Origin of the sequence: Ramlibacter sp. WS9, assembly GCF_003797765.1 — a bacterium.
In the GTDB taxonomy this organism is placed as follows: Bacteria; Pseudomonadota; Gammaproteobacteria; order Burkholderiales; family Burkholderiaceae_C; genus Ramlibacter.
The window spans coordinates 176,506-201,208 of the sequence record NZ_RKMB01000003.1 but is presented as its reverse complement, the minus strand read 5'-3'; the positions used below and the strand labels follow the sequence as shown (position 1 = coordinate 201,208).

At 65.1% G+C, this 24,703-nt stretch carries 21 protein-coding genes and 1 pseudogene; 4 read left to right on the top strand and 18 right to left on the bottom strand.

Features of this window, described 5'->3' with window-relative positions; genetic code table 11:
• Positions 1 to 42 precede the first annotated feature (42 nt).
• The 4 genes from EEB15_RS06845 to EEB15_RS06830 are packed head-to-tail and all read right to left on the bottom strand — an operon-like array spanning position 43 to position 4,276.
• Complete coding sequence (locus tag EEB15_RS06845) at positions 43 to 1,224, bottom strand: NnrS family protein (protein WP_141508975.1); 1,182 nt, start codon at positions 1,222 to 1,224, stop codon at positions 43 to 45.
• Positions 1,221 to 1,691 carry an Rrf2 family transcriptional regulator gene (locus tag EEB15_RS06840; protein ID WP_141508973.1) on the bottom strand — a complete coding sequence of 157 codons (471 nt, stop codon included), beginning with the start codon at positions 1,689 to 1,691 and terminating at the stop codon, positions 1,221 to 1,223. The genes EEB15_RS06845 and EEB15_RS06840 overlap by 4 nt, the downstream gene beginning before the upstream one ends.
• The gene (locus tag EEB15_RS06835; protein ID WP_141508971.1) at positions 1,688 to 3,961 is read right to left on the bottom strand and encodes a nitric-oxide reductase large subunit; all 2,274 of its coding nucleotides are present in this window, start codon (positions 3,959 to 3,961) and stop codon (positions 1,688 to 1,690) included. The genes EEB15_RS06840 and EEB15_RS06835 overlap by 4 nt, the downstream gene beginning before the upstream one ends.
• A 33-nt stretch (positions 3,962 to 3,994) precedes the next feature.
• Entirely contained in the window at positions 3,995 to 4,276 is a 282-nt protein-coding gene (locus EEB15_RS06830; RefSeq protein ID WP_141508969.1) for a DUF2249 domain-containing protein, read from the bottom strand.
• A 116-nt stretch (positions 4,277 to 4,392) separates the two neighbouring features.
• On the opposite strand from EEB15_RS06830, the gene EEB15_RS06825 reads away from it, so the two are divergent.
• Positions 4,393 to 4,800: a ribonucleotide reductase subunit alpha gene (locus EEB15_RS06825; RefSeq protein ID WP_141508967.1), complete on the top strand. Its 408-nt coding sequence runs from the start codon at positions 4,393 to 4,395 to the stop codon at positions 4,798 to 4,800.
• 10 nt (positions 4,801 to 4,810) lie between these two features.
• On the opposite strand, the gene EEB15_RS06820 is transcribed toward EEB15_RS06825, so the two are convergent.
• The 11 genes from EEB15_RS06820 to EEB15_RS06770 form a co-directional block, all read right to left on the bottom strand.
• The gene (locus EEB15_RS06820; protein WP_141508965.1) at positions 4,811 to 6,115 is read right to left on the bottom strand and encodes an acyl-CoA dehydrogenase family protein; all 1,305 of its coding nucleotides are present in this window, start codon (positions 6,113 to 6,115) and stop codon (positions 4,811 to 4,813) included.
• A 15-nt stretch (positions 6,116 to 6,130) separates the two neighbouring features.
• Positions 6,131 to 6,859, bottom strand: a complete 729-nt coding sequence (locus tag EEB15_RS06815; RefSeq protein ID WP_141508963.1) for a carbonic anhydrase — start codon at positions 6,857 to 6,859, stop codon at positions 6,131 to 6,133.
• Positions 6,856 to 7,647: a peptidylprolyl isomerase gene (locus EEB15_RS06810; protein ID WP_141508962.1), complete on the bottom strand. Its 792-nt coding sequence runs from the start codon at positions 7,645 to 7,647 to the stop codon at positions 6,856 to 6,858. The genes EEB15_RS06815 and EEB15_RS06810 overlap by 4 nt, the downstream gene beginning before the upstream one ends.
• Positions 7,648 to 7,650: 3 nt before the next feature.
• On the bottom strand, positions 7,651 to 8,424 hold the full coding sequence (narI, locus tag EEB15_RS06805) for a respiratory nitrate reductase subunit gamma (protein WP_141508960.1): 774 nt from the start codon (positions 8,422 to 8,424) through the stop codon (positions 7,651 to 7,653).
• Positions 8,421 to 9,134 (bottom strand): nitrate reductase molybdenum cofactor assembly chaperone, encoded by a 714-nt coding sequence (narJ, locus tag EEB15_RS06800; protein ID WP_141508958.1) that lies wholly within the window; start codon positions 9,132 to 9,134, stop codon positions 8,421 to 8,423. The genes narI and narJ overlap by 4 nt, the downstream gene beginning before the upstream one ends.
• A 1-nt stretch (position 9,135) precedes the next feature.
• A complete protein-coding gene (gene narH, locus EEB15_RS06795; protein WP_141508956.1) occupies positions 9,136 to 10,659 on the bottom strand; it encodes a nitrate reductase subunit beta in 1,524 nt (507 codons plus the stop codon).
• Positions 10,656 to 14,468 (bottom strand): nitrate reductase subunit alpha, encoded by a 3,813-nt coding sequence (locus EEB15_RS06790; RefSeq protein WP_141508955.1) that lies wholly within the window; start codon positions 14,466 to 14,468, stop codon positions 10,656 to 10,658. The genes narH and EEB15_RS06790 overlap by 4 nt, the downstream gene beginning before the upstream one ends.
• 33 nt (positions 14,469 to 14,501) lie before the next feature.
• Entirely contained in the window at positions 14,502 to 16,148 is a 1,647-nt protein-coding gene (locus tag EEB15_RS06785; RefSeq protein ID WP_141508953.1) for an MFS transporter, read from the bottom strand.
• 36 nt (positions 16,149 to 16,184) lie between these two features.
• On the bottom strand, positions 16,185 to 17,486 hold the full coding sequence (locus tag EEB15_RS06780; protein WP_141508951.1) for a nitrate/nitrite transporter: 1,302 nt from the start codon (positions 17,484 to 17,486) through the stop codon (positions 16,185 to 16,187).
• 165 nt (positions 17,487 to 17,651) lie between these two features.
• On the bottom strand, positions 17,652 to 18,266 hold the full coding sequence (locus tag EEB15_RS06775) for a YitT family protein (RefSeq protein ID WP_141508949.1): 615 nt from the start codon (positions 18,264 to 18,266) through the stop codon (positions 17,652 to 17,654).
• Positions 18,267 to 18,282: 16 nt separating this feature from the next.
• Entirely contained in the window at positions 18,283 to 18,792 is a 510-nt protein-coding gene (locus EEB15_RS06770; protein WP_141508947.1) for a universal stress protein, read from the bottom strand.
• Between the two features lie 180 nt (positions 18,793 to 18,972).
• On the opposite strand from EEB15_RS06770, the gene EEB15_RS06765 reads away from it, so the two are divergent.
• Positions 18,973 to 19,443: a universal stress protein gene (locus tag EEB15_RS06765; RefSeq protein WP_233259386.1), complete on the top strand. Its 471-nt coding sequence runs from the start codon at positions 18,973 to 18,975 to the stop codon at positions 19,441 to 19,443.
• Here the strand turns inward: EEB15_RS06765 and EEB15_RS06760 are convergent, their stop codons facing one another.
• The 3 genes and pseudogenes from EEB15_RS06760 to EEB15_RS06750 all read right to left on the bottom strand — a co-directional run.
• On the bottom strand, positions 19,444 to 20,700 hold the full coding sequence (locus EEB15_RS06760; protein WP_141508943.1) for a hypothetical protein: 1,257 nt from the start codon (positions 20,698 to 20,700) through the stop codon (positions 19,444 to 19,446). It lies immediately after the preceding gene.
• Positions 20,701 to 21,262: 562 nt separating this feature from the next.
• Complete coding sequence (paaZ, locus tag EEB15_RS06755; protein WP_141508941.1) at positions 21,263 to 23,314, bottom strand: phenylacetic acid degradation bifunctional protein PaaZ; 2,052 nt, start codon at positions 23,312 to 23,314, stop codon at positions 21,263 to 21,265.
• A 43-nt stretch (positions 23,315 to 23,357) separates the two neighbouring features.
• A pseudogene (locus EEB15_RS06750) lies at positions 23,358 to 23,513 on the bottom strand (ABC transporter); the annotation flags it as partial.
• Positions 23,514 to 23,612: 99 nt separating this feature from the next.
• Between EEB15_RS06750 and EEB15_RS06745 the strand changes: the two are divergent.
• Together EEB15_RS06745 and EEB15_RS06740 are read left to right on the top strand one after the other, a co-directional pair.
• Positions 23,613 to 23,903, top strand: coding sequence for a type II toxin-antitoxin system prevent-host-death family antitoxin (locus tag EEB15_RS06745; RefSeq protein WP_141508939.1), 291 nt, complete (start codon positions 23,613 to 23,615; stop codon positions 23,901 to 23,903).
• A gap of 12 nt (positions 23,904 to 23,915) precedes the next feature.
• Positions 23,916 to 24,338 (top strand): type II toxin-antitoxin system VapC family toxin, encoded by a 423-nt coding sequence (locus tag EEB15_RS06740; protein WP_141508937.1) that lies wholly within the window; start codon positions 23,916 to 23,918, stop codon positions 24,336 to 24,338.
• Positions 24,339 to 24,703 lie beyond the last annotated feature (365 nt).

Here is a 24,703-nt window from a genome sequence, read left to right as displayed (position 1 = left end):
GCCGGATTATCCCCCGCAGCCGAAGCAGCGGCAGGTGTGGCCTCAGCCGGGTTTGCCGTCAAGCCGCGCGCGGGTCAGCACCGGCCAGTAGCGGACGGCGTAGAGCCCGAACCCGGCCGACCAGAGCAGCGCCGAAGCGCCCACGGCTTCGTGCAGCAACTGCGGAAACGCCAGCGGCAGCGCCACCCGGACGAATGCGGCGAGGCTTACCAGCGTGTAGCAGGCAACGTCCCAAGCATCGGCGCGGAGCGGTCGTGCCGTGTGGCCGCGCGCAGTGCGGGTCATCATCCCGATGATCAGCCCGCCGATGGCCCCGACGGTCAGCGCATGCGCCGCGCGGGACGGAGCGACCAGGCCGAACTGCGCAACGGAGCGCAGCACCAGGTGGACAGGAATCCACAGGTAAGCCAGGTGCAGAACCCAGACCAGCGGCGTGCGCAAGGTGCGCCACGGACGCCACAAGCTCCACCGGATGGCGTGCGCCAAGGCGCAGGTTGCCGCAACCAGGACCAGCGGCATGCCGTCCGGGCGAAGAACATCGGCAGCCATCACCGCCAGCGTCGAACCCAGCGCCGCCCGCTCCACCCATTGATTGCGTGTTGCGCCGGCGCCCGGGATTCCGTTGTTGGTGAACATGGGAATCACCCGGCCGCCCATCACTGCGAGGATGAAGAGCACAGTGTCCAGGCCGATCTGGATTCCCACCCAGCCGGGCAGCGCGATGATACCCAGCTGCTGCAGATGGGTCGCTAACACCGCGCCCGACATCACCAGCAGCAGTCCCACGAAGAAGTAGTTCCGGCGCACGCCCGCGCGCCAGAACGGGACCGCGAGGGCGATCGCCGCTGCCGCCGGAAAAGCCGCATTCACCAGCGCCGCGGCCCAGCCATAGGGCGTGAGCACCAGGACGCGGCCCGCGACCCATAGCAACGCGAGTGCCGCGAGAGGCCAGCCTGTCGGAGTCGGCTGGTTCGACCAGTTGCGGCCGGCGGTGAAAAGAAAGCCCACAACGACGGCCAGCGTGAACCCGAACAGCATCTCGTGGGCGTGCCAGACGGGGCCAGCGAGGTAAGGCCGGCCCAGCCTGCCGGTGAACTGCAGCGCCCAAAGACCGACGGACAAGGCCGTGAAGATGCTGGCGAAAAGATAGAACGGGCGAAACCCGAGTTGCCACAACGCGAATCCCGCGCGCGGCGCAGTGGAGGGCAAGAGCTGCGAGCTCATGCGGCGCGGCCCTCGCGCATCTGCACACTGGTGTTGCCCATGAACAGGATGGTGGACATCTGGCCGCCGTCGGCGACCAGGTCGGCCAGCGTGTACCGGTCGAGCACCGCGTGGAAGGCTTCGCCGGCCTCCGCGAGGACACCCCGCAGGCGGCACACGCGGGCGATGGCGCAGCCACCCTGGGACGGCCCGAAACACTCGGCCAGCACGGCTTCCCCCTCGGTCTGGCGGACAACGGCACCCACGCCGATCTGTTCCGGTGCCATCCCCAGGTGGAGCCCGCCGCCTCGGCCGCGGACGTTGGCCAGCCACCCGCAGCGGCCGAGGAAGTGCACCACCTTCGTCAGGTGATGCTCGGACACGTTGAACGAGGCGGCGATTTCGCCGATGGTCGCTCGCCGGCCGGGCTCCACTGCGAGATAGATCAGCACCCGCAGGCTGTAGTCGGTGAAGGTGGTGAGTTTCATGGCGTGACCGTGGCACCTTGAACAGCTGCCTGCGGCGCGGCTCCTCGCCGGCGCAGCAGCTTGAGGGCATAGCAGGCAAGGAACACAGAGCCCGCTGCGAAGAGGATGTCGCCCGGAACGCGCATCCACACCAGTGTTTCCATCACGCCCGAGTGAATGACTTCAGGCGAGCGGGCGTACCAGAGCCCCTGGCTGATGCTGGCCCAGGCCTGGTAGATGCCGGCCGGCAGCAGCGACATGAACACCATCATCGCCAGGCCGATATTGAGGCTCCAGAACGCGGGCTTGAGCAAGTTGTCCGCATGCAGGTCCCGCGGATACAGGCCGCGCAGGCAGAACAGCATGAGGCCGATGCCGAGCATGCCGTACACGCCGAACAGGGCAGCGTGGCCGTGCGCCGCGGTCATGTTCAGGCCCTGGACGTAATACAGCGAGGCCGGCGGGTTGATGGCGAACCCGAGCACGCCGGCACCCAGGGTGTTCCAGAACCCGACCGCCACGAAACTCATCACGGCCCACTTGTAGGCGCCGAGCCACGGCATGGCCTGCGAGCGCTTCCACGTCTGCAGGGCCTCCAGACCGATCAGTGTCAGCGGCACCACTTCCAGCGCGGAGAACACCGCCCCCACGGCGATCACCGAAGTCGGCGTGCCGGTGAAATACAGGTGGTGCAGCGTGCCCAGGATGCCGCCGAACAGGAACACGATGGTTTCGGCGATGATCGCGCGGTTCGCGCTGGCCGCACGCACCAGTCCGAGCTTGGTGAAGATCAAGCCGACGACCGCGGTGGCGAACACTTCGAAGAAGCCTTCGACCCACAGGTGCACCAGCCACCAGCGCCAGTACTCCACCATGGAGTAGTGGGTGTGCTGGCCCCACGTCAGCGACGCTGCGTAGAACCCGCCGATGCACGCGGCCGACAGGAACACCATCGCGATGAGTCCGCGGGTTTCCGAAGGGGTCTTCAGCGCCGGCCAGAGCGCACGGCCCAGCAGGAACACCCAGAACAGCAAGCCGACGAACAGCAGGAGCTGCCACACGCGGCCCATGCTGGTGAACTCCAGGCCCTGGTTGCCGATCCAGAAGCTGAAGTCGACACCGCTGCGCTGCAGCGTGCCGATCCAGCCGGTGGCGGTGGATCCGACCACGATCGCGATGAGTGCCCAGAACAGCACGTCGACCCCGAGCTTCTGGAACTTGGGTTCGCGGCCCGAAAGCAGTGGCGCGACATAGAGGCCGGTGGCCAGCCATGCGGTGGCGATCCAGAAAATGCCGACCTGCGTGTGCACGGTGCGGCTCACCACATAGGGCAAGACTTGTGCGAGCGGCAGGCCGAAGAACGACTGTCCTTCGACCGCGTAGTGCGCTGTGATCACGCCCATGGCGATCTGCAGCAGCATCAGCCCGATCACCGCGAAGAAGTACTTGCGGGTGGCTTTCATGGAAGGGGTCGCCACCGCGCCGAGCAGCGGGTCCGCTTTCGGCGGCTGCGCTTCCGGCTCGTGCTTGCTTCCGCCGTGCAGCCACAGCATGGCCGCAATCGCCGCCAGCAGCAGCACGATGCTGGCCATCGACCAGAGCGCTGCGGAGTCGGTGAGCTTGTTGCCGACCAGTGGCTCATGCGGCCAATTGCTGGTGTAAGAGAGGTTCTCTTCGCCCGGGCGATCCGTCGCCGCCGCCCACGAAGTCCAGAAGAAGAAGGCGGCAAGGGCCTTGCGGTCCGCGCGGGCCGGCACGGTCGAATCGACCATGGCGTATTGGTCGCGCAGTTTGGCGAGCGACACATCGTCGCCGAACACGCCGTCGTAGTGGCCGGCGACTTGCTCGATGGCCTTGGCACGCTCCGCCGAAACCGTCACAGTCCCGCTGGCCTCGTCATACGTGTTGCGGCGCATCTCCTCCTTCAGCGCCGCGTCGATGCCGCCTTTGTCGGCGGCCGTCAGTGCGTCGGGCGACTTGCGCAATTCGGCAGTGCGGATGGCCTTGAGCGCGACTGCCTCGCGGTGCAGCCAGTCGGCGGACCAGTCGGGCGCCACGTAGGCGCCGTGGCCCCAGACGCTGCCCTGTTGCTGGCCGCCGCTGGCCAGCCAGACCTGCTGGCCTTTCTGGATCTGCTCGCCGGTGAAGATCACCTGCCCGCTGGTGCTGACCACCTCGCGGGGGATGGGCGGTGCCGTCAGGTAGATCTGCCATCCCAGGTAGCCCAGGATGCCGAATGACAGCACGAAGATGAAGCCGAGCCAGCGCCACAGCATTGCATTGTTTTTCACGATGTTTTCCCTCAGGTGAACGGTGGGATGTGGCTATGCGCCCCCGCACGAGCCGCAGCACTGGCCGTCGGCATGCGCGGGCTTGATCTTGGTGATGGCGACGCGCCACGTGTCCGGGCCTTGTTCGAGGTAGTCCCAGGTGAATGCGTCGGGCATCTGCGCCTGGAACTGGTGGTAGAGCGGCTTGGGGTCGTGGTCGTTGACGAGCTCCATCGCGGTACCGGTCTTGAGTGCGCCGAATGTGGAGAAGATCAAGGGATGCCGCTCGCGGGGAGGAATGGTTCGAACGTCGATGCGTGCAGCGGAAAGTGTCATGGAAAGCTCCTTCGTTTAAAGGTGGATTTGGAATGCACCTATGCTAGGAGCGGCACTCTCCTGGGTGTTTGATCTGCATCAACCCGGCGGCTCGCGCGGCGGGCATGCTGGCAGCCATGAACCCGATTTCTCAATTCAACGAGCTGCTGCAGGCCGCAGCCGCACAACCGGCGCCGCAGCGCCTCCTCTTCGTCTTCGCCGGAGCCGAACTGCCGGCAGATGCGACGCCTCTGCAACGCGCCAGCTTCGAAGCCGGGGAGGGTGGGGCCCTCGAGCCGCTCGCCTGTGTGGACAAGCGCCTGGACGAGCTCTCGCAGTTCGAGGCGCTCGTCGCCGAATCGCGCGATGCCTGCCCGCCGTGGCAGGTGGCTTTCGTCGCCGCGCTGGGCGGTAAGGGCGACGGGGAGCCGACCGATGCGCAAGTGGACGCGGCCCTGAACAGCATGGTCGAGAACGTGCGCATCGGTCGCTTGCAAGGCTTCCTCGCGCTGGACCCCGAAGGAAACGCGGTAGCGTTCCAGTAGGTCAGCGAGTTCAGCGCAACCGCGGCGGCGCTTCCAACTGCTCGGGCGTGGTGAAGTACGCCGACCCGGCACCCATGCGGGCACGCGCTCGCGCGAGTTCGGCGCGCGCCACGGTGCGCAGGTGAACCTCGTCGGGCCCGTCCATGAGGTGCAGGGCGCGCCCCCAGCTGAAGAACCAGGCCAAAGGCGTGTCGGGCGAAAGGCCCATGGCGCCGAAGATCTGCATCGCGCGATCGACCACGCGCGTCTGGAGCCGCGCGGCCACGACCTTGATGGCGGCGATCTGCGCTTTCATCGACGCGCGGTCCGGGCTTTCCTGATCCAGCGCCCATGCCGCCTGCAGGACGAGCAGGCGGGCCTGGTCGATCTCGATGCGCGACTCCGCGATCCAGTCCTGGACATTGGAGAAGTCGGCCAGGTACTTGCCGAATGCACGGCGTTCCAGCACGCGCTCGCTGGCCAGCTCGAGGGCCAGTTCGCATTGGCCGATCGTGCGCATGCAGTGGTGGATGCGGCCGGGGCCGAGTCGGGCCTGTGCCATGGCGAACCCCGCGCCCCAGGCACCGAGCAGATGGTCCGCCGGCACCCTCACATTGCGCAGCAGGATTTCGCAGTGACCCTCGGGCGCGACGTGGTGGAGCACCGGGATGTTGCGAACGACCCCAACACCCGGCGTGTCGATCGGCACCAGCACCATGCTGTGCCGCGCATGCGAGTCGTTTTCGTTTTCTTTGTCGTGCCCGCGGTCGCCGGCGGCATCGCGCGCCATGACGATGAGGAGCCGGCAGCGGGGGTGCGCCGCGCCGGTGATGAACCACTTGCGCCCGTTCAGCACCAACTCCGGTCCGTCACGGCGGACGGTGGTTTGCAGGTTGGTCGGGTCCGAAGAGGCGACGTCGGGCTCGGACATGGCGAACGCCGACCGGATGTCTCCTTCCAGCAGCGGCACGAGCCAGCGTGCGGCCTGGTCGGGCGTCGCGAACCGGTGCAGCAACTCGATGTTGCCGGTGTCGGGCGCATTGCAGTTGAAGACTTCAGACGCCCACGGCACGCGGCCCATCGATTCCGCGAGCGGTGCATAGTCCAGGTTGCTGACCCTTGTCCCAGGCTCGCTGTCGCGCAGGCCGGGCAGGAACAGGTTCCACAGGCCCTCGTCGCGAGCCAGCGACTTCAGGTCTTCCATGAACAGCGGCGGGAACACACCCTCTTGCACCGAACGGTGCCAAGCCGCGTTGTAGGGCAGAACGAAGCGGGCGATGAATGCCTCCAGCCGGCTGCGCAGGCGGAGCGATTCAGGGGAGTGCTGAAAATCCATGAGAAGCGTAGCGCGTCAGAAGGGCACGCTGCCCGGCTGGGGGACGGCCGAATCCAGGCCCGTGTCGATGACTTGCCCGTCGTGCTCCACATAGGGCTGATAGGGCCCGGTTCCGCTGTTCGTCGCGCGCGATGCCGCGACGAAGCCGCCTTGTGTGACGTCGAACACATGCACTTCACCGTCTTCGATGACATAGTGCCAGCCGTGCAAGGTGAGCTGCCCGCATTCGACTTGCCGGCGGACCATGGGATAACCCATCAATCGTTCCAGCTGCAGCACCACCGCGCGCTGCTCGGTGCGCCGGAGCGCCTCCGGTCCCGCCTGGACGGGAAGGAGCGCCTCGCTCGCCAGCTTCAACCACGCCTTCAGCGCTATGGCCTCGTCCGGAACGCCTTCGTACGCCGCGCGGATCGCGCCGCAATGGCTGTGGCCGCAGACGATGATGGACTCGACGTGCAGTGAGAGCACGGCGAATTCGATCGCCGCCATGGTGCCGTGCAGCCCATGCGAGCCGTCATAGGGCGGTATGAACGCGCCCACGTTCCGGACGATGAACAGCTCGCCCGGCCCCGCACCGGTGAGCAGGTAGGGTACGAGCCTCGAATCCGAACATCCGATGAACAGCGTCTTCGGGTGCTGCCCCTGGGCCACCAGGTCCTGGAAGCGTTGCTGGTGGCGCGGGAAGTAGTCCGACCGGAAATGCCGGAGCCGCTGCAACAGCTCGTCGGAATCGGGCTCGTTCATTGAACCAGCGGTGTCTCCGCCGCGTCCAGCGCCACGCCCTCGATCCGCGCCTGGCCGGCCAGCACCTGCAGGCACTGGCGCAATGCGGTGACCCAGCTCTGCTGGCGCAGCGCCATGCGCACCGAACCGTGGACTGTTTCGAAGGCTTGCGCCGTACCGGGCAGGCGCTCCAGGACTTCCACCACGTGAAGCCCGAACCGGCTGTGCACCAGGCGCGGTAATACGCCGATTTCCGCATGTCCCAGGATCTCGCGCGCGAACTCCGGCGCGCAGTCCGCGGCGGCAAGCCAGCCCAGAGCGCCGCCATCGGCCCCGGACGGGCAATTGGAAAGCTCGCGTGCAGCGCGGGCGAAGCCTTCGGCTTCGGTTCCGTCGTGGCATCGCACGTCGAGCAGGCAGGCCTCTGCGCGATTGCGCAATGCCACAACATCGACGCCCGGCGTCACGGCGAACAGGATGTGGCGCACGCGAGCGCGCTCCCCAGTCTGGTAGCGCCCCGGATGGGCGTCGAAATGCCGGCGGCACGCGTCGTCCGATGGCTCGGGAATCTGCAGTTCACGCTCCAACCAGGCTTCGATCGCTTCGGACGCGGCGTCGCTGGAAACGCCGTTGGCGGGGGCCGGGTCGGCAGCATCCAGCAAGCCATCCCGGATCGCGGCCTGGCGCAGCAACTCGGTGCAGGCGCGTTGCCGCAGCTCTTCGTCGGCGAGTACTTCACCGGCCTTGTGCAGCGGCAGGCCGTTCACCGAAGCAACGGCCTGAGGTGTGTCGCGAGTGATCGTCGTCATGGTCTAGCGATCTCCGGGTTGCGCGACGGCCGCTGCGCCCCTTGGGGGAACCGCGCTGGGTTGGCCGGGGGAATTCCGTCCGGCGGGCACGTTCAGGCGGCGGCTGCGCACCACCTGGTGCGGACGGAACAGGAACGTGACGGCGGCGAAGCCGCTCCAGATGTGAACCAGCCGCGTGAACGGGAACAAGAGGAAGATCGTCATGCCAAACACCACGTGGAACAGGTAAGGCCACGGCAACGCCGCCAGTGCCGTCGCGTCCACCGGCCTCAGGGTGACGATGCGCTGCGCCCAGTCCGCCAGGATCAGCATGACACTGCCGTCGGTGTGCTGGATCGAGTAGGGCAGGGTGATCAGGCCGACGACCAGTTGCACCCACAGCACGGCGAGCACCAGGATGTCGCTTGCGTGGCTGGTGTGGCGGATGCGCGGGTCGAAGAGGCGGCGCCAGATCAGCATCGTGAGGCCGACGAAGCACACGGCGCCGGCGATGCCGCCCGCCGTCACGGCCAGCGTCTGCTTGGTGGCGGCGCTCATGAAGATGCCGTACACCGCATGCGGCGTGAAGAGCCCGACCATGTGGCCGAAGAAAAGGAACAGCACGCCCAGGTGGAAGAGGTTGCTGCCCCAGCGCAAGAGGCCGGCGCGCAGCATTTGCGACGAGTCGCTCTTCCAGCTGTACTGGTTCTGGTCGAAACGGATGAGGCTGCCCACGATGAAGACCGTGAAGCAGACGTAGGGATAGACCTGGAACAGGAAGTCGTGCACGGATTTCATGGCGTGACTCCGGCTGCGTTTTGTGCGCGGCGCACGATGTGGATGGGTTGGGGCTGGCCGGGCCGGGCTTGGCCCTGCGTCGAACAGCCGTCGAACGCGGCGGGCTCGGCCCAGCTTTCATCGAGCGGCGCTTCGGGCGCGGGAACCGGAATCGCGTCGGCCTTCTGCCCTGCGAGTTCCAGGAGCGCGCCCACGAGGCTCGCATACCCGCTGTCGCGCTCGCGCAGCGCGCCGAAGATCGCCTTGAGGATGTGCGCGATCTCGGCCAGGAAGTCCTTCGCCTGGCGGGCCGGCTGGGTCGAAACGAATTCGAGCAGCGCCGGCAGGTAGTCCGGCAGCTCGTCCTCCTTCAGCATCAGCCCGGCGCTCTGGTAAGTCTGGCCCAGGTCGATCATCGCGGGGCCACGCTCCCGTGAGTCGCCGTGGACGTGTTCGAACAGGTGCAAAGAGGTGGCGCGCCCGCGGTCAAACAGTTCGACATAGGCCGCTTCCACATCGATTGCATCGCCGGCCTGCAGGCGCGTCATCAGCGCTTCGATCTCCTGCATGCGCGTGGGCGAGAGAACGCTTTCCTGCCGCAGCAGGCGTCGCATCTCGGCCAGGTTGTCCCGCTGCCGGGCATCCGGATAGCCGAGCAGGGCCGACAGAACGCGCAAGGTCAGGGCGCCGGGCGCGCGCTGGGCAGCGTGGGGGGTGGTAGGTGCAGCCATGTCAGATCTCCGCCTTGATGGGAATGGTTCTTTTCTTCTCGGCGCCGAACAGGCTCACATCGGTCGAGCCGTCCGAGCAGCCGTTGCCGAAGGTGAAGCCGCAGCCGCCGCGCACATTGAAGGTGTTTTCGGCGTATTCGCGGTGGGTCGAGGGGATCACGAAGCGGTCCTCGTAGTTGGCGATGGCCATCACGTGGTACATCTCCTCGACCTCGGCCGGGGTGAGCCCAACCTGGTCCAGCACAGCGCGGTTGAGCCGCTGCTCCACGTGCTTCTCTCGCTGATACGCGCGCATGGCGAGCATGCGCTCCAACGCGCGGATCACAGGCATGGTGTCGCCCGCGGTCAGCAGGTTGGCGAGGTATTTCACCGGGATGCGGAGCTGATTGACGTCGGGAATCTGGCCGTTCGTGCCCAGGTGCCCTGCGTTGGCGGCGGCGCTGATCGGCGACAGCGGCGGCACGTACCAGACCATCGGCAGCGTGCGGTATTCCGGATGCAGTGGCAGCGCCACCTTCCATTGCACCGCCATCTTGTAGACCGGGCTGTTGCGCGCCGCTTCCATCCACTTGTCGGGGATGCCGTCGATGCGCGCCTGTTCGATCACCTTCGGATCGTTCGGGTCGAGGAAGATGTCGAGCTGGGCCTGGTACAGGTCGCGGTCGCGCTCCACGCTCGCGGCTTCCTGGATGCGGTCTGCGTCGTACAGCAGCACACCGAGGTAGCGGATACGGCCGACGCAGGTTTCGGAACACACGGTCGGCTGGCCCGCCTCGATGCGCGGGTAGCAGAAGATGCACTTCTCGGCCTTGCCGCTCTTCCAGTTGTAGTAGATCTTCTTGTAGGGGCAGCCCGACACGCACATGCGCCAGCCGCGGCACTTGTCCTGGTCGATGAGGACGATGCCGTCTTCCTCGCGCTTGTAGATCGAGCCCGACGGGCACGAAGCGACGCACGCCGGGTTGAGGCAGTGCTCGCACAGGCGCGGCAGGTACATCATGAACGTGTTCTCGAACTGGCCGTACATCTCCTTCTGGATGTCGTCGAAGTTCTTGTCCTTGCTGCGCCCGGCGAATTCGCCGCCCAGGATCTCTTCCCAGTTCGGGCCCCAGACGATCTTGTCCATCTGCTTGCCCGTGATCAGGCTGCGCGGGCGCGCGGTGGGCGATGCCTTCATCTCCGGCGCGGACTGCAGGTGCGCGTAATCGAAGGTGAAAGGCTCGTAGTAGTCGTCGATCTCCGGCAGGTTGGGGTTGGCGAAGATGCGCATCAAGAGCTTCCACTTGGCACCCTGCCGAGGCTGGATCGACCCATCGGCGCGGCGCACCCATCCGCCGTTCCACTTGTCCTGGTTCTCCCATTCCTTCGGGTAGCCGATGCCCGGCTTCGTCTCGACGTTGTTGAACCAGGCGTATTCCATGCCGGGCCGGCTCGTCCAGACGTTCTTGCAGGTCACGGAACAGGTGTGACAACCGATGCACTTGTCCAGGTTCAGGACCATGCCGATTTGCGCGCGTATCTTCATGCGGTTTCTCCTTGCTCGAGCGTCGGCTTGATCAACTGGTCGGCGACGGGCGTGTCGAGCCAGTCGACCTTGTCCATCTTGCGCACCAGCACGTACTCGTCGCGGTTGGTGCCGATGGTTCCGTAGTAGTTGAAGCCGTAGCTGAACTGCGCGTAGCCGCCGATCATGTGGGTGGGCTTCAGCACGATGCGTGTCACCGAGTTGTGGATGCCGCCGCGCACGCCGGTGATCTCCGAGCCCGGGGTGTTCACGATCTTCTCCTGGGCGTGGTACATCATCACCATGCCCGAGGGGACGCGCTGGCTCACCACGGCCCGCGCCGTGATGGCGCCGTTGACGTTGAACAGCTCGATCCAGTCGTTGTCGACGATGCCCACGGCCTTCGCGTCGATCTCGCTCATCCACACGCAGGGGCCGCCCCGGCTCAGCGTCAACATCATCAGGTTGTCGGTGTAAGTCGAGTGGATGCCCCACTTCTGGTGCGGCGTGATGAAGTTCAGCGCGATCTCGGGGTTGCCGTTGGACCGCACGCCCTGCATGCCGGACGTCGTCTTCAGGTCCACCGGCGGGCGATACGTCGTGAACCCTTCGCCGAACGCGATCATCCAGGGGTGGTCCATGTAGAACTGCTGGCGCCCGGTGAGGGTGCGCCATGGGATCAGCTCATGGACGTTGGTGTAGCCCGCGTTGTACGACACGGTTTCGCTCTCGATACCGCTCCACGTCGGGGAGCTGATGATCTTGCGCGGCTGTGCCTGCACGTCCCGAAAGCGGATCTTCTCGTCCTCTCGGTGGAGGGCCAAGTGCGTGTGTTCGCGCCCGGTCTGCTTGCCGAGCGCCTGCCAGGCCTTCACGGCGACGTGGCCGTTGGTTTCAGGTGCCAGCTGCAGCACGACTTCGCAAGCGTCGATGTCGGTTTCGATCTTCGGCATGCCGCGAGTGACGCCGTCTTCCTTGACGAGGCCATTCAGCTCGCCGAGCTGCCGCACTTCGGTCTGCGTGTTCCAGCCGATGCCCTTGCCGCCGTTGCCCGCCTTGGCCATGAGCGGGCCCAGGGCGGTGAAGCGTTTGTAGACGTTCGGGTAGTCGCGCTCGACGACCTGCATGTTCGGCGCGGTCTTGCCGGGGACCAGGTCGCACTCGCCACGGGCCCATTCCTTCACGTCGAAAGGCTGCGCCAGCTCTGCCGGGCTGTCATGCATGAGGGGTGTCAGCACCAGCTCGCGCTCCACACCGAGGTGGCCGACGCAGACCTCGCTGAACTTCTTGGCGAAGCCCTTGTAAATATCCCAATCGCTGCGCGACTGCCAGGCCGGATCCACCGCCGTGGACAGCGGGTGGATGAACGGGTGCATGTCGCTGGTGTTGAGATCGTTCTTCTCGTACCAGGTCGCCGTGGGCAGCACGATGTCGGAGTAGAGACACGTGGTGCTCATGCGGAAGTCGAGCGTGACCAGCAAGTCGAGCTTGCCTTCAGGCGCCTTGTCGTGCCACACCACTTCGGACGGCTTGGCATCCTCGACCCCGAGATCCTTGCCCTGCACGCCATTGCTGGTGCCCAGCAGGTGCTTGAGGAAGTACTCGTGGCCCTTGCCGGATGAACCCAGGATGTTGGAGCGCCACACGAACATGTTGCGCGGCCAGTTGTCCGGATGGTCCGGGTCGGTGCAGCTCATCTTGAGCGAGCCGTCCTGCAGGCCCTTCACCGCGTGGTCTTTCGGGTCCACGCCTGCCGCGACGGCATCCTTCACCACCTGCAGCGGATTGGTCTGCAGCTGCGGTGCGCTCGGCAGCCAGCCCATGCGCTCGGCCCGGACGTTGTAGTCGATCATGCTGCCGCCATAGAGGTTCTTGTCCGCCAGCGGGGACACCACCTCGTCCATGCCCAGCTTCTCGTAGCGCCACTGGTCGGTGTGGGCATAGAAGAAGCTGGTGCTGTTCATCTGCCGCGGCGGACGAATCCAGTCAAGCGCGAAGGCCAGGGCGGTCCAGCCGGTCTGGGGCCGCAGCTTCTCCTGGCCCACGTAGTGCGCCCAACCGCCCCCGCTCTTGCCGATGCACCCGCACATCATCAACATGTTGATGACGCCGCGGTAGTTCATGTCGCTGTGATACCAGTGGTTCATCGCCGCGCCGATGATCACCATCGAGCGTCCCTCGGTCTTGTGCGCGTTCTCGGCGAACTGGCGCGCGACGGTGATGAGTTGCTCGCGCGGCGTGCCGGTGATGCGCTCCTGCCATGCGGGCGTGTACGGGGTGTCGTCGTCGAAACTCCGCGCGGCGTATTCGCCTTCCAGACCGCGCGCAACGCCGTAGTTGGCGACTTGCAGGTCGAACACCGTCGCCACGAGGGCGGAACGTTCTTCGCCGGCCTTGCCCAGGGATATCCGCTGGACCGGGACGGTGCGCACCAGCACGTCCGCCTGCTCGTTGTGGGGAAAGTGCTCGCTGGCGATGCCGCCGAAATACGGAAAGGCCACCCGCGCCGTTTCGTGACCGGAATCGCCCTCCATCACGGACAGCTTCAGCTTCACGTCATGGCCGTTGCGAGCTTCCTTGGCCTCGAGGTTCCACTGACCCTCGTCGGCGCGCCCGTCAGGGCCCCACCGGAAGCCGATGGCGCCGGTGGGCAGCACCACCTTGCCCGACTCGTCAAACGCAACGGTCTTCCACTCGGGGTTGTTCGCCTGGCCCAGCTTGCCGTTGAAGTCGCTGGCGCGCACGTAGCGATCCGGCACCAACACCTGCTTGCCCGAAGGCAGCGTGTGCTCCTTCAGCATCACCAGCATCGGCATGTCGGTGTAGCGGCGCACGTAGTCGTCGAAGTACGCGCTGCGCTCCCCGCTGTCGGGGAAGTAGAACTCCTTCAGGATGACGTGGCCCATCGCCATCGCGACGGCGGCATCCGTGCCTTGCCGCGGGTGCATCCAGATGTCGGCCAACTTGGCCACTTCCGAGTAGTCGGGCGTGACTGCGACGGTCTTGGTGCCCTTGTAGCGAACTTCGGTGAAGAAGTGGGCGTCGGGCGTCCGCGTCTGCGGCACGTTGGAGCCCCACGCGATGATGTAGCTGGAGTTGTACCAGTCGGCCGACTCCGGCACGTCGGTCTGTTCGCCCCAGATCTGCGGGCTGGCCGGCGGCAGGTCGCAATACCAGTCGTAGAAGCTCATGCAGACACCGCCGATGAGGCTCAGGTAGCGCGAGCCCGCGGCGTAGCTGACCATCGACATCGCGGGGATGGGCGAGAAGCCGATCACCCGGTCGGGGCCGTGGCGCTTGATGGTGTGCACGTTGGCCGCGGCCACGATCTCATTCACCTCGTCCCAGCTGGAGCGCACGAAGCCGCCCAGGCCGCGGATGGACTGGTAGTCGCGCCGCTTGGCGTCGTCGGCGACGATGCTGGCCCAGGCCTCGACAGGGCCCAGGGTCAGGCGGGCCTCACGCCAGTGCTTGAGCAACCGGCCGCGCACCATCGGGTACTTCACGCGGTTGGCGCTGTACAAATACCAGCTGTAGCTGGCGCCGCGGGCGCAGCCGCGCGGCTCATGGTTCGGCAGGTCCCAGCGGGTGCGCGGGTAGTCCGTCTGCTGCGTTTCCCAGGTGACGATGCCGCCCTTGACGTAGATCTTCCAGGAACACGAGCCGGTGCAGTTGACGCCGTGTGTGCTGCGCACGATCTTGTCGTGCGCCCAGCGGTTGCGGTAGGCGTCTTCCCAGGTCCGGTCTTCGCCGGTCGTCTGGCCGTGGCCGCCGGAGAAGGGTTCGCGCGGCTGCTGGAAGTACGTGAGGCGATCGAGAAAGTGGCTCATGGATCTTGTTCTTTCTTCGGGTTGGGCGGCGGCTCAGGGGTTCTTGACGTAGGCTCCCTTGCGCAGGTAGAACCACCAGTTCAATACCAGGCACAGGGCATAGAAGACGGCGAAGCCGTACATCGCGTATTGCGGCGTTCCCGCCTTGATCTGGTCGCCGATGACGATGGGCGCCACGAAAGCGCCGTAGGCGGCGACGGCCGAAGTCCAGCCCAGCACCGGGCCGGCTTGCGTGCGGTCGAAGATCACGCCAATGGTGCGGAAGGTCGATCCGTTGCCGATGCCACTGGCGGCGAACAGCACAATGAAGAGGCCAAGGAAAGCCGGGAAGTGCTGCTCGGGCGTTGCCGAGGCGTACGCCTGCATCATCACGTATCCGACGGCCACCGAAGCCACCACCATGATGGCGGAAATGATCTGCGTCACGATGGAGCCGCCGACCTTGTCGGAGATCCAGCCGCCGACCGGCCGCACGGCCGCGCCGACGAACGGCCCGATCCACGCGTAGGCCAGCACCGTCGGCGCATTCGGGTTGTTCAAGGTATGGCGCATCACGCCGGCCGCGTCCGGCACGTGGCTGATGCCGAAGATCACCTTCATCGCGAGCGGCAGCGCCATGGAGAAGCCGATGAACGAGCCGAACGTGACGATGTAAAGCGCGGTGAGCGACCAGGTGTGCTTGTCCTTGAAGATCGCGAACTGCTTGCTGACGTTCTCCTTCATCGGGCCGAAGGCCGCGAGCTTCATGATCAGGAGCGCACTCGCGATGTCGAGTGGAATCGCGACCCACATGCTGATGAGGCCCAGCCCTGTGGGCTTGGGCAGGTAGAGGTACAGGCCCAGGATGGACGGGATGAAGGCGAGCGTGTAGAGCCAGGTGATCTTGGCGAAAGCAGCGAGGGGGTTGCCCGGGTCAGGCGTCACCGTCTTCAGGTTGTTCATGCCGAACCAGCACAGCACCGACAGCGGCACCAGCGACAACACCCACGCGAAGCCGGCGTTCTGGATCCACGTCGGCGTGCCGGCGGCGATCTTGCCGAAGATCCAGCCGCTGTCCTTCAGCAGCGTGGTGGACGCGCCGCCCATGGTGCCGAAGATCGAGAGCGTCATCACCAGCGGGATGACGACCTGCATCGTGGTCACGCCGAAGTTACCCAGGCCCGCGTTCAAGCCGAGCGCTGTGCCTTGCAGCCGCTTCGGAAAGAAGGTGTTGATGTTGGACATCGAGCTGGCGAAATTGCCGCCGCCCACGCCGCACCACAGCGCCATCAGCTGGAACGACCAGAGCGGCCATTCCGGGTGCTGCAGCACGATGCCCGTGCCAATGGCGGGGGCCAGCAGCATGGCCGTCGTCAGGAAGATGGTGTTGCGCCCGCCGGCCAGCCGGATCAGGAACGAAGCGGGGATGCGCATCGTTGCGCCCGCGATGCCCGCGATCGCCGTGAGTGTGAACAGTTCGGCCTGGCTGAACGGAAAACCCAGGTTCATCATCTGCACGGTGATGATTCCCCACATGCCCCACACCGCGAAGCCGCACAGGAGCGCGGGCACCGAGATCCAGAGGTTGCGGTAGGCGACGCGCTTGCCGGTCGATTCCCAGAAAGCCGCGTCTTCAGGGCGCCAGTCGACGATGGTCCCACCGCTCGGGGCGGCAGGCGGGTTCAGTGTGGTGGTGTTCATCTGCTTCACTTTCGTAAGAGGAAGGCTGGCTGCGGCTCAGCGCGCGTGGGCCAGAGGGGAGGGCGTGCCCTGGTCGCCCATGACTTGTGTACGGCGCACCTCGGTCCAGTACATCCAGATGAGGGATACCCAGACCACGCCATACATCAGCATGAAAGCGCTCGAGCGGATGCCGGTCAGGTCCATCAGCGCGCCGAACATGATCGGCAGCACGAAGCCGCCGAGGCCGCCGGCCAGGCCGACCACGCCGGAGATGGCGCCGATGTTCTTGGGGTAGTCGTCGCTGATGTACTTGAAGACACTGGCCTTGCCGAAGGCCCAGGCGATGCCCAGGATGAACATCAGTGCGGTGAACGTGTAGACGTTCAGGCCCAGGTGGAAGCTGCGCGGGCCGTTGACGGTGAGAATGGTGAAGTCGGTTTGCGGGTACGACAGCAGGAACAGGCAGATCCAGCTGACCCACATCACCCACCAGGTGACGCTGTGCGCGCCGTACTTGTCGGAGATGACGCCGCCGATGGCGCGCAGCACGCCGCCGGGCAGGGAGAAGCATGCGGCGAGCAGGGCGGCCACGCGGATGTCCAGGCCGAATTCACCGATGTAGTACTGGACCATCCACAGCGACAAGGCGACGTAGCCGCCGAAGACGATGCTGTAGTACTGGCAATAGCGCAGCACCTTCGGGTCCTTCAGCGTCTTTAGCTGGTCGGCGAAGCTCACGCTGCCGGGCACCAGGTGCGACGGGTCGCTGGCGCTGAACAGCCAGAACAGCACCACGGTGCCGAGCATGATGGCGGCATACACCTGCGGCACCATCGCCCAGCCGAAGGCCACCAGCAGCGCCGGCGCCACGAACTTGTTCACCGCGGAGCCGGAGTTGCCCGCGCCGTACACGCCCATCGCCATGCCCTGGCGCTTCTTGGGGAACCAGCGAGCGACATAGGGCGTGCCCACCGAAAACGAGCCGCCCGCCAGGCCGACGAAGAGACCGATGGTGAGGAAATGCCAGTACTCCGTGGCATAGCCCATCATCCAGATTGCGGGGACCGTGACGGCCATCAGCACCGTCATGACGATGCGGCCGCCGTAGCGGTCGGTCCAGATGCCCAGCGGCACGCGGATCAGCGAACCCGTCAGCACCGGCACCGCCGTGAGCAGGCCGAACTGCGTGGAGTTGAGGTTCAGCATCTTCTTGATCGGGATGCCGATCACGCCGAACATCATCCAGACCATGAAGCACACGGTGAATGCGAGGGTGCTGACGGCCAGCACGGACCATGCTCTTGGATCGATCTGCACGGCGGCAGTGGGTGTTCTTGTTGCTTGTTGCGTCGCCACTTGTTGCTCCTGTTGGGTGCGTCCGCATCCCTCTTTGGTGCGGTCGGACCCAATGTAGGGCGCGGCGTCGTGCTCGGCCTTGACAAATATCAAGCTCCGGCGCGCAACCGCCGGGTTGTTGATGTTGCTCAAGGTTCGGGGGATTCGACGGCGGAGGCCGCGCGATCACTCGGCGCTGAGGTAGCGCTCTGGCCGGTGATTGAAGACGAGGACGAGGTTCAACGCGGCCATCGCCAGAAAGGAGAGGGCGGCGCGTTGCATGTCGGCGATGAAGAGCGAGCCACCCACCAGCACGACCGCATCGAACAGCATCTGGGTCTTGCCCGTGCTCCAGCCGAAGCGCTCGTGCAGATACAGCACCAGCACGTTGAAGCCGCCGAGGCTGGCTCGGTGGCGGAACAGGACGAGCATGCCCATCCCCGCGAGGAGCCCACCCAACACGCTCGCCAGTACCGGTGACAGGTGATCGAACGCCAAGCCGAGCGGGATCAGGCGAACGAAGAGTGCGACCAGGCCCGCACAAGCGAGTGTCTTGACGGTGAACTCCAGGCCCATCCGAAAGCCGGCCAGCACGTAGAACGGCGCGTTCGCGAGAAGGATGGCGATGGACAGATCGATGTTCGTCGCATAGGTCAACAAGAGCGCCAGGCCGACGGTGCCGCCCGCGAGCAGCCCGGCGCGCTGGAACAACACCACGCCGACGGCGGCGAGCAGGGTGCCCGTGAGCATCGCCTGCGCGTCTTCCACAAGGCCACGACTGAGCGTGGCATGGCCAAGCATCGGGTGCGTTCTGCCGTTAGCGCGCGTACTGCGGCTTGCCGTGGGCCCGGTCTTGCGGCACGGACGACGGCACCCACGCGGCTTCCTCCTGCCGCACCAGGAGCGCAGGCACGGGGCTGCTGCGAACCACGGACTCCGCGTTGCTGCCCATGGTCAGCCGGCTGAAGCCGTGGCGGCCGTGCGTTCCCATGACGATCAGGTCGCACGATTGCGCAACGGCTTCGTCGACGACAACGCCCGCAATCCGGGCCAGCGAAACCTCGCGCAGGCACGTTTCCGCTTCCACGCCGCTCTCGGCCGCGGCCATCCGCGCCTTGTTGAGAATCTCCTGGCCGCGACAGCGCAGGCGGTCGAGAATCCGCTCGTACCCCGCGACAGAAGACGTTTCCAGCACCATCGAAAGATCGTCGAGCACGTGCAGCAGCACGAGCTTGGCCTTCAATGCGGACGCGAGCCCGATGGCTTCGCGCAGACCACTGTCGGCAGTGGCACTGCCGTCGAGCGGAACCAGAATCGACTTGTACATGACAACTCCTTCGTAACGGGCCCTGGCTAAGGGCGGGAATTCACCTGAACCCGTTTCCAATGTACGGAGTGCGCAGGCCTTGCGTTTTGACGGAGGTCAATGTTCGACGGCTATGTTGGTGCGCGCCGCAGCGCCATCTGTTGACGCACGTCAACTCGATAGGCGCCGTGGCGGCGCACCATGAACTCCTCATCGGCCATTCCCTCAGACGCCATGTTCAAACACATCCTTCTTGCCACCGACGGTTCCACCGCATCCGACAACGCGGCCCGCATCGCGGCCGATCTCGCGCGAACCCACGGCGCGACGCTCACCGCGCTGTACGTGATCGAGCCGTACCCCTACCTGCACGTCGGCGAAGCCAGCGCGGTGGGTTTTCAGGCGTACATGTCGGACGCTTCGCAAGCTGCCGTTCGCGCGCACACCAAGGTGGCGGCGCTGTGCGAGTCAGGTGCGCCGGTCACGCTGCGGACCCGGTCCGTCGAGGACCCGTCCGCCTGCAACGGCATCGTGAAGAGCGCGAAGGAACTGGGCGCCGACCTGGTGGTCGTGGGTTCGCATGGCCGCAGCGGGATACCGCGGCTCATGCTGGGGAGTGTGGCGGCGCAGGTGGTGGCGCAGTCGGCCGTGCCGGTGTTGGTGGCGCGGTGACTACCTCAAGCGGATCGCGGCGGTGAGAGCGTCCAGGCCGAGGGCCTGCAAAACGCCGTAATGGTCAGAAAGGTCCAATGCCCAGGAACTGATGTTTGCATCGCCGCTGCCCCACGTCTCTACGAAGTATTTGTTGAACGATGCGTCGCCCTTGGGGTTCCACAGACTGGCGAATTGATTGGATGCATCCCTGCTGTTCCACACCGCCGCGGCCGTTGCCTTGACGCCATCAGGACAAAAAGACTTTCCAATGACTTGTTGAACCGCTGCCTCGGTGGCGTAGCGCAACATCACTCCCCGGCCGCCGACGTAGTCGGCGGGGTCGAAATTGAAGCTCGAATCATAGGGCGCCTCACGCAGCACACCGTCCATCTTGCTGAACAAGAGATCCGCCGCACCGTTGCCGATGAACAAGCAGATCCGCTGAACCAGTTCAGGATCGAAGCCGGGCAGGCCAGCGAATTCGCCTCGCATCAGAAAGAGTTCGGCCATAGCCATCATGGTCAGTCCTTGATCACCTGACCAGACCCATCCCGTCCCCCAGTCTGGATAATTGACCTGCGTGTAACTCTTATTTGCCCGGGGCCGCTCGTGAATCAACAGGCAATCGGTCTTCCTGCTGTATGCCTTCATGTAGCGGCCGGCGTCCAGACTTTCGTACTTGATGTTGAACCACGTCGCGAACCACAGGTACTGCGCGAAGGCCATCGACAGGTACTTGGCCTCCTTCGTCACCGTGTAGAGCCGAAGCGACAAGAGCAGTAAATTGACGTTCGTCACCGTGTTTCTTGTGCCAAAGTAGCCGGGAGACTTGCGGTCTGGCGGAACATTGCCGCATCCGCTTCGGACCGGTGTGGCACTGTTGGTATCGTCATATCCCACATCGCGCATCCTCTGCCAACACTCCGTGGCGATGTCGAGGTAGCGTTTGCCGAGCGCCTGATCGTTGATGGAGAGGAGGTGATCTCTGGCCGCCAGGCACGAGATGCCGCACCACCCGTAGTCATCTGCCCAAATCGATTTTGGGTCGTGCATCTGCTCGGGAAAAAACGACAAATTGGTTGCAATCATGGCGGTGCGGAGGTTCTTCATCGGCACGAGCGCGGGATCATCCCCCCAGCGCTCGGCCGCCGCGTCGACAAAGCGCAAGAACCCATGAAAGGTGTTCGACCGCTTCCAGTAATCCGTGAAATCCCATACGGACTCGAACCTCGCCGCGCCTGCTACAGCCCAATTCTTGATATCCATGCTGTCCATCACTCGCTCCCTGCAACCCGCCCCAGTGTGGGAAAGCCCGGAACGCGACCGCCGCGGCGAAGCCGCTGCATTTGTTGTGCGTTCCTATCAAGCGATCCCAGGGGTAAGGTCGTCAGCGGCAAATTCTGTTTGGTTGTCGGTGATTGCGCATCCTTCAATTGGAGGAGTGTTGGAACTGAATATTCGGTCGGCTCTTCGATGAATTGCGCAATGGTGCTTCTGCATCCTCGTATTGGGTTGCCTCCACATTCGTGGTGCTCGCGTGCCTCGCGGTTTTCTGGCGGTTGCAGCGGCTTTGGCGGCCACAGTTCGGCAAGGTGCCAGCGCTGGTGCAATGCGCTGGTGCGCTGCTCACCTCGTCACAAAGCCTGCGAACATCAGGAGGGCAATTTCCAAGGCTTCGGTCGACTTTCGTTCGAGGCGATCCAGGTGCGGTTATCCCTTAGCGGCGGTCAATGTGAGCGGTAGAGTAGGGCGGTGCAACAGAAAACTACGGGACACGTGCACCCGCATGACCGGAGGCACCACAATGCGTTGCTGCTGGCCGCGACACCCGCGCCGCTCATTCATCCTTCTTCAGCACCAGGGTGAGGATGTCGTAGCTGGCCACCAGGTCCCCGTCCTGGTTCGTCACTTGAACGTCCCAAGCGACGACACCCTGCGGGGGTTGTCCCTTCTTCGCAGGGCGATCGATCTTCCGCTTGCAGGTCAGGCGAGCCTGGATGGTGTCGCCGATCGGCACGGGCTTGACGAAGCGCAGCGTGTCGAGGCCGTAGTTCGCCAGCACCGGGCCCTTCGCTGGCGAGACGAACAAGCCCGCAGCAGCGGACAACACGAAGTACCCGTGCGCGATCCGTTGGCCGAACGGGCTTTCCTTGGCGGCGATCTCGTCGAAGTGCATGTAGAAGTAGTCGCCCGAGATCCCGCCGAAGGCGACGATGTCCGCTTCGCCGACGGTGCGCCGATGCGTAAGCAGCGAATCACCGATGGCAAGTTCCTCGAAGTGCTTGCGGAAGGGATGAAGCGGCTCCTCTTGCACCTTCGCACCCCTGACGTACTCCCGGGTGACGGCGGTCAGCATGGTGGGCGAGCCCTGAACGGCCGCGCGCTGAAGGTAGTGCTTTACGCCACGCAAGCCACCCAACTCCTCGCCGCCGCCCGCTCGTCCGGGCCCGCCGTGCTTCAACAGTGGCAGCGGAGAGCCATGGCCCGTCGACTCCGCCGCGGATTCGTTGTCGAGAATGTGAACGCGGCCGTGATGGATGGCCAACGCCGGGACAACCCGCGCCGCAACCTGCGGATCGCGAGTGACCAGGGTCGTGACCAGGCTTCCCTTGCCGCGAGCCGCCAGCGCGACCGCTTCGTCCAGGTCGCTGTAGGGCATGAGCGTGCTCACCGGGCCGAAAGCCTCGACGTCGTGCGCGGCGCTGTCGAAGCCCGCATTGCGGCACACCAGGAGCGTGGGCGAGAAGAACGCGCCGTTCGCGACGCCGTCGCCCGTGGGCTTGAATGCACCCCCGTCGCCGAAAACCACTTCGTTGCCGCGCGCGAGCTGTGCGACTCGCTCGGCGACGTCGGCCTGCTGTGACTTCGAGGCCAAGGCTCCCATCTTCACGCCTTCGATAGCCGGGTCGCCCACGACGACTTTCGCGAGCCGCTGGGAGAGCCTCTCCGCCACCGCGTCCAGGTGCTTGCGTGGCACGAGCGCGCGACGGATCGCCGTGCATTTCTGGCCGGCCTTGACGGTCATCTCGCGGGCGACTTCCTTCACGAAGAGGTCGAACTCTTCATCGTCGGGCGTGATCTCGTCGGAGAGGATCGCGCAATTCAGGCTGTCGGCCTCGGCGTTGAACGGCACGGAACGGGCGATCAGGCCGGGGTGCGCGCGCAGCTTCGCGGCGGTATCGGCAGAGCCGGTGAAAGTGACGATGTCCTGGCCGTCCAGGCGATCCAGAAGATCGCCCGTGCCGCCGATCACCAGTTGGAGGCTGCCTTCAGGCAAGAGCCCGCTGCCGTGCATCAAGCGAACCGCCGCTTCAGTCAGGAAGCTGGTGGCCGTTGCGGGCTTGACGATGCAAGGCATGCCCGCCAGGAAGCAGGGCGCGAATTTCTCCAGCATCCCCCAGACGGGGAAATTGAATGCATTGATGTGGACGGCGACGCCGCCGCGCGGCACCAGGATATGCGTACCCGCGAACCGGCCCTGCTTGCCCAATGGTATGGCGGGCCCTTCGTGCAGCAGGTTGCCCGAAGGCAGCTCATTGGCGCCCAGGCTTGCGTAGGCCAGCAGGGTGCCGGCGCCGCCTTCGATGTCGATCCAGCTGTCGGCGCGCGTGGCGCCCGTGTGCCGCGAAATCTCGTACAGCTCCTCTTTCTTGTCGAGAAGCCAGGCACCCAGCGCTCTGAGCCGGGCGGCGCGCGACTGGAAGTCCAGCTTGAGAAGGTGCTGCACGCCGCTTCGCCGCGCATGGTCGACGGCCTCGGAAAAGTCGATGGCCTCCGAGTGGGTGTGATAGACGGCACGGCCGTCGAGCGCGCTGGCCAGGGCCGCGGACGGCGTGCTGCCGATCCAGCGGCCGCCGATGAAACTCTGCAGGGTGGGGTTTGCGGACATGGGAATGGTTCTTTCTTGGCTATCTTGAATAGGGTCGACGGGTTCACATGCCGAGATGGGCGCGCTTCACATCCTCGTTCTGCAGAAGCTGGGCACCGGTGCCGGTCAATGTCACCGTGCCGGTTTCGAGCACGTAGCCGACATCGGCAATGCCGAGCGCGGCCTGGGCGTTCTGTTCCACCAGCACAATCGTAATACCGCGTCGTTGAGCACCGTCTGCGCCAAGATTCCGTGGCCTCCTTTTGACGCCCGATTCGACTTGTATTAACATTAGTACATTGTCAGGAGGCCCGCTGTCATGGCTGCTCAACCCCAACCGCAACCCGTTGCCACCTTCTCGTCGCGCGAGTTCGCCCACGACCTGGCGAACGTCAAACGCGCCGCTCAGAAAGGGCCTGTGTTCATCACCGACCGCGGCCGGCCCACCTATGCGCTTATGAAAATCGAAGACTTCCGCCGTCTCTCAAACTCGGGCGCGCCCCCCCAATCGCTGCTCGATGTGATGGACAGCTTGCCGGCTACCGGTGGCATCGAATTCGAGCCGACGCGTCTGGAAGGCGTGGTCAATCCCGCCGACCTTGACGACTAAGAGGCCCAGCCAATGCACCTGCTGGATACGAACGTGATCTCCGAGCTGCGGCCGGGCAAACGCGAGCAATCGCCCGAGGTGCGCGCCTGGGCGGCCGCAGAGGCGTTTGAGGCGCTGTACCTGTCGAGCGTAACGGTTCTGGAGCTGCGAATCGGCGTGGGACGCAAGGCCCGTGTGGACGCGGCCCAGGGCGGGGTGCTCAAGGCCTGGCTCGTTGCGCTGGAGCAGCGGTTCGACGGGCGCATCTTGCCGTTTACGCTGCGCGGCGCGCGCCTGTGCGCCCCATGGCACGTGCCCGATCCGAGGTCCTGGCGCGACTCGCTGATCGCCGCGACCGCCAAGGAGCACGGCTTCAGCCTGGTCACGCGCAACACGGCAGACTTCCAAGGGATCGACGTGCACCTGATCAACCCGTGGGTGCCTGCCATCCCATGAAGGAAACGGGACTGGCAAAGGCGTTGACGTTTCACAGGCGTCTCTCCGCCTCGGCTGAAGGCAATTGTGGATAGCGTCAACGGGTTTGTGTGAGCGTATTGGCAGCCAGCGCATTGACGTCCCTGGGGATTACCCGGAATTCGGCGACGTTCTTGCGCCTTTTCCTTGAAATCTCGGCCAGCTGAGCTAGAGATAACGGTTTCGTCAAAGGAGACGCTACCCCCACAAGTCACCAAAAGCAAAACGGCCCGCTGCAACGGGCCGTTTTCCTATTTCCAATGTCGCACCTTGATCGCTCGACGCTTGAAATATAGCGCCGTGGGAAGGTGTTTTCAAGAGGAAAGTGGTTCGTGGGCCGCGAAAGG